The organism is Verrucomicrobium sp. BvORR106, from assembly GCF_000739655.1.
Lineage (GTDB): Bacteria > Verrucomicrobiota > Verrucomicrobiia > Verrucomicrobiales > Verrucomicrobiaceae > Verrucomicrobium.
Genome location: NZ_BATR01000073.1, coordinates 1 through 5820, shown reverse-complemented (window position 1 = coordinate 5820; position 5820 = coordinate 1). Strand labels below are relative to the sequence as shown.

Annotated in this window: 3 protein-coding genes; all 3 read left to right on the top strand. The window is 57.8% G+C overall.

Annotated features, from left to right (window positions below):
* The first annotated feature begins 13 nt into the window (after nucleotides 1-13).
* Complete coding sequence (locus tag BV106_RS11005; RefSeq protein ID WP_038164428.1) at nucleotides 14-4855, top strand: RHS repeat-associated core domain-containing protein; 4842 nt, start codon at nucleotides 14-16, stop codon at nucleotides 4853-4855.
* 2 nt (nucleotides 4856-4857) lie between these two features.
* Nucleotides 4858-5394, top strand: a complete 537-nt coding sequence (locus tag BV106_RS11000) for a hypothetical protein (RefSeq protein ID WP_038164427.1) — start codon at nucleotides 4858-4860, stop codon at nucleotides 5392-5394.
* A 208-nt stretch (nucleotides 5395-5602) separates the two neighbouring features.
* Nucleotides 5603-5820 (top strand): hypothetical protein (locus BV106_RS10995; protein WP_038164425.1); only part of this gene is annotated, 218 nt, incomplete at its 3' end.

The window sequence follows — 5820 nt, the reverse complement described above, 5'->3', positions numbered from 1 at the left end:
GCGCCGCTCCCTCATGGGCCAGAAGGACGAGCTGCGCCCCTTGATTGAAGAGGCCAAAACCCTTCCTCTGGGTGGCTATGCGGCCGATGCCCTTATCCGCGCCCGCGAAGTGCTGTGGTTCCTCGATCACAAGGCTGAGCGCAACGTCTTCTGCGGCTTCACCGCCGCCAACGCCATCTGCGTCCCCCTGGGTGAACGCCCCATCTTCCCGGATGTGCATGATGACAACGAAAAGGCCATCTTCATCAAAGACGGACTCTCCGCCTTCGAGCTCAAGGCCCACAGCCATGAAGGAGGCGGCACCCTCAAGGTCATCAAGCGCACCAGCGGCCGCACCATCATCGCCCCCTCCGTCATCCACTTCAAGTTCAACCACTACTCCGCCCTCACCGAGACGCTCGAGGGCAAGTACCGCCTCACCGATGAACACCTGTTCTATGACAGCTGGGTGCCACCCCAGGCCCTGGAGCAGCAGATGAGCGGCTATTTCCTCGTCCCCGCCGCCACCGCCCTGCCCGCCGGGTATGTGGATGTGAACGATGAAGAGGCCAAGACCGTCTTCGGCCGCCACTGCGTCCACGCCACTGAGCCCGAGGGATGCCAAAAGAAAACCGGAGGCAACGGCGACACTTGCCCTATCGGCATGGCCTCGTACTCGTTCAATTCCATCAATCCTGGACTCGCCATCTCCGACATCCCGGTCACCTATACAGCTCCCTACGGCCCGCAAGTCGCGTTTCAGGTTTCGTATGAGCAGCGCAGCACCGTCATCGGGGACCTCCAGGTGACGGGCAACTTCGGCCCCCGCTGGACCCACTCCTTGCAGGAGGCCGTCTCGCTCTCCGGCACCGGCACCCCCAACACCCAGGTGAAATTGATCCAGGGCGACGGCAGTTATTTCCAGTACACTTACAACACCTCCACCGGCACCTACGCTCAAAAATACAAAGAGCGCCCCCAGCTCACTTACCTCACCGCAGGCCTGGGAGGGCCGGGTTACCAACTGACCTATCCCGACGGTTCCAAAAAGCTCTTCAAACAGCCAGATGCCGTCACCCCCACCAAGTACCTCCTCACCCAGATCATCGACAAGGTTGGCAATACCGTCACCCTCCAGTATGACGGCTCCCTGCGCCTGACCACCATCCTGGACGCCCTGGGCCAGGCCACCACCCTCAGCTACACGCCCGATGTTGGCGACAACGTCAGCGGCGATACCACGAAGATCCGCAAAGTCACCGATCCCTTCTCCCGCTTTGCCAAGTTCAAGTACACCGCCACCGGCCAGCTGGAAAGGATCATCGACCCCGTCGGCATCACCTCCCAGTTCACCTACGGCACCGGCGACTTCATTACAAGGCTGACCACGCCCTACGGGCCCACCGAGTTCAGCCACGGGGAGATGCCCGGCATCAACAGCGAGACCGGACGCTGGATCGAGTCCAGAGATGCCGCGGGAGACCGCGAACGCCTGGAGCGCAACGACCTCGCGCTGCCTGACAACTACGTGGCCAGCCCGCAGGCCCCCAGCAGTGTCAATGTCAACGGCACCAGCGTCCCCTTCCTGCCCAAGAACGACAACCTGTTTTACCGCAACACCTTCCACTGGAACCGCCAGCAGATGAAGAACTGGCCGGGGGACTACAGCAAGTGCACGATCTACAACTGGCTCACCAGCACCAGTGACACCATCACCGGCGTGCTCGGCAGCATCAAGAAGCCGCTGGAGGGGCGCACCTGGTTCAACTACCCCAACCAGACCTCCTCCCATTCCGTCGGAGACGTGGGCGCTCCGTCTAAAATCGTCCAGGCGGTGGAGAGCACGACCGGCACCACGGTGTGGAGCATGGAGCAAGCCACCTACAATGACCTCGGCCTGCCTACTGGCAAAGTCGATGCCATGGGCCGCGAACTGAAGTATGAGTACTACCCCAACAACCAGGACCTGCAGTACATAAAGGTCAAGAACGGAGGCAGTTGGGAAACGCTGCTCACCATCTCCCAGTACAAGACCATAGCTGGACAAGCCGCCCATCTGCCTGAAATCATCACGGATGCTTCTGGGCTCCAGGTGCAATACAGCTACAACGACCAAGGACAAGTCACTCAGGTGACAACCTCCAAAGGAGGCAACGCAGAGACCACCCGATACATCTACGATGCCAATCTGGACGGCACCCCCGATGCCTACGGTTACCTCATTCGGGTAGAGCAAACCTCTCCCACCAATCCGCTGGCCTTTGTTACTCTCCAGAGCCTCACCTACGACAGCGCCAAGCGCGTCCGCGACGTTACGAATGCCCAAGGCTACACGCTAACCCAGGACTATGACAATCTGGACCGGGTCACGCTCGTCACTCACCCAGACGCCACGACCGAACAATTCGTCTTCACAGATGGTGTCAAACAAACGCTCGATGTGTGGGCCAGCAAGGACCGCGCAGGTCGTTGGACGCGCATGCGCTACAACCAGCACCGTCAGCTCATCATGGAGCTGGATCCTCTGCTACGGCTCACCCAGTATGACTGGTGCAAGTGCGGCAGCTTGAGCAAGCTCATCGATCCCATGGGCAAGGTCACCACCTGGAAACAAGACAGCCAGGGGCGCGTGGTGGAGAAGCTTCTGCCCGACGGCAACAAGCACCTCTACACCTATCAACCGTTGAGCGGCAGGCTGGCCACGGTGGCCTACCCCAAGGATGTACTCAATGCCACCACCACCCTCACGTATCGCCACTATCTCGACGGCAGCGTTCAGAAGAAGGACTACACGGACGCCGCCATGACCGACGTCACTTTCGGCGCTGGTGATTTCGCAGGGCGCCCCACCTCCATGACCGACCAGTTTGGCACCACAAACTATGCGTACATCGCACTAAGTGGTTCGCAAAACGGCAGTGGCAAGCTGGCAACCGTCAATGGCCCTTGGGCGAATGACACCCAGCGTTATGGCTATGACTGGCAAGGGCGCCGCACCAAGAGCGAAGTGGTGGCCGATGACGGCGTCACCGTGACACGGTCCGAAGAAACGACGCTCGACAGCCTGGGACGCCCCTCCCAACTGGTCAACAACCTGGGCACCTTCACCAGCACTTATACCAGCGGCAATCTTGGAGCAGTTCCTGATCAATTGGACCTCCCCGGGGGATTCAACACTCTTTACAGCCAGTATGCCCCTACCGCGGGTGCCAACGCTCTAAAGCTGCAGACCATCCATCACCGTCAGGGCACCAGCACCGTGCAGAAGCACGACTACACCTATGAGCTGACAGGCAATATCAAAACTTGGGATCGCACCAATGCAACCGCCAACGTGACCTCATGGGCCCTTCGTCATGACCAGGCCGATCAACTCAGCGAAATAGAGGAGGGACTCGATGGCGTCCCCCAGAAGAAGCAAGCATGGCACTACGACCTCGCGGGAAACATCAGTTCCACGGTAGACCTGCCAGCAGGCGGTCCCGGCACTCTACAGATCCGCACGACGGAAGGCAGGAACCAGCTGACCAAACTGGGCGGTCCCGGCAACGCTCTGGTCGAAGGCACCACCGACGAAGCTGCACTGATAAAAGTCAATGGAAGCACCGCGACAGTGAACAAACTGGGCCCCTCAGGACCTTGGAGATTCCAGAAGGATCTCCCTGTAACTGCGGGGAGCAACGCCATCACAGTGGAGGCCACAGATGCCAACAGCAATGTCAAAACCAACAACTACACCGTGACGGTTTCGGCCGGAGCAGACCAGGAACTTGACTACGATGCCAATGGCAATGTGTTGGAACAACGCGATGGCAGCGGAACTGTGCTCCGCAAGCTGGAGTGGGACGCCGAGAACCGGCTGTTGTCAGTGCAAAACGCCGGCGTGCCAGTTGCCGGCACCAAGCGCACCGAGTTTGCTTACGACGGTCTTGGCCGTAGAGTCCGCCATGTAGAAAAAGTGCACACAGGTTCAAGCTGGAACACTTCGAATGATTGGAGCTACATCCTGGATGGGGTGGAGCTAGCTCAAAAGCGAACAGGTTCCACCCTCGTGGCGACCTACTTCGGCACGGGAGAAGTACAAGGATCCGACAAGCTCGTGTACCAAACGGATCATCTTGGAAGCGTGACAGGATGGTATCGAATCAGTGATGGAAGTTTGGGCAGCGCCAAATTCGATGCCTTTGGAAAACGGGACATCATCTCAAGTGGACCAGGGCTCACAGAGCGCGGATTCAGCGGCCACCTTTATCATGATGCAAGCTCCACTCTCCTGGCCCCTTTCAGAATGTACGATCCCACCTTGGGCAGGTGGTTGTCTGAGGATCCGATCTCTGAAAACGGAGGTCACAATTTGTATCAGTACGCCCTCAACAGTCCAACAGGGTTGATTGACATCCTCGGCCTGGCTCCCAAGCCAAAGATTCTCATGATCAATGCCGATCAGTACAATCCAACTTTCCCTGACTTTAAGAAGATGGTTCAAGCTGCAAAAGACGCCGGATATGAAGTTGATCCCTGCGCGACAGCCCAAGAGGTCAAAGACGCGTGGGACTCCAAGAAATACGGCGAGATTATCTGGCAGGTCCACGGAACGGATACAGGGAAAGCCGAGTATTCAATCCAGCAGACCAAGTCGGGCTGGACCTCCATGACCAGACCACTGCCAGAAATTTTCAATCCCAATATGGGCTTTGCCGACAAGATTACCATCGCCTCCTGCAACCCCTCCAAAGTGGTTGACAAATGGAAGGACCCCTACAAGAACAGAGGCGTTGAATTACAAAGGGTTCACGGAAAAGTCCAACCTGACGGCACCGTCAACACCATCGACAACTACAAGGCCATCAAGGACTACATCAACAAAACAAAATAGTCATGATCACCAAGACCATCCCCATCTTGTTTATGATGCTCGTCTCCACCTTCGCGCAGGCCATCGACACGGTGAAAACCAGCGACACCTTCAGCGACGAAGATCTGCCCTCAGTACTAAAAGACCTCCAGGACTACTGCGACTATCTCCAGGCATCAAAAATCCACTCCGCCTATCTTGTTCCCAAATTACAGGGAAGTTTTGTCACCAACGATCCTATTTCGAACGCCCCCAGTGCAAAAATCGAGTCCGGGCAGTGCGGATACTTTGTTGAAGGCGACGCCGCAAAGTTCATCGAAGGTCTGAAAAAGCCTTCTGCCGTGACTTTGATAGAACGCTCCACCAGTCACATCATCATCCCCCTGGCGGAAAGTGGCGCCACAACTGAAACCCTGGTGATTGGCTGCATGTTTGTTGGAAACAACCGTTTTATTGTCAGGAAACAGATAGCCAAGTTTGCAAACACCAAAGCTGACTTCGTCTATGATGGCGACTTTGCTGTCTGGGTAAAAAAACACATGCTCACTGCGACGCCGTAGCCGCCGCCCCCCGCGAACCGCCGAGGCAGGCAACAACGCCCGCGGCATCGGAATGCCGTAGCATACCGCCTGACCGGGCTCGTCCTCAACACTCTCTGAAGTCCCCCTCTACCGCGATGGCCCCATCCGTCGCCGGACCAAAGGGCGGTCATCCACCGCCATCTTGAAACTTTGTTGATGCATCACCCCCTTTGCCCCCTTCAACTTCATGCTCTCTCCGACATCGTTTGCCTCCCGCGCCACGGCCGCCACGCTGCTCCTCATTCATCCCTTGATGATGCTGCCCTCAGACCTCTGGGCCCAAGCAGCAGCAGCTCAAGACGTCGCCCCGCACTTCGCTGACCTGCCCGACACCTTCAAGGAAGACTGGGTGCCGCCCGCACCCGTGCTCAGCGCCAGGGACATCGTCCTCAACAAAGCCGCTCC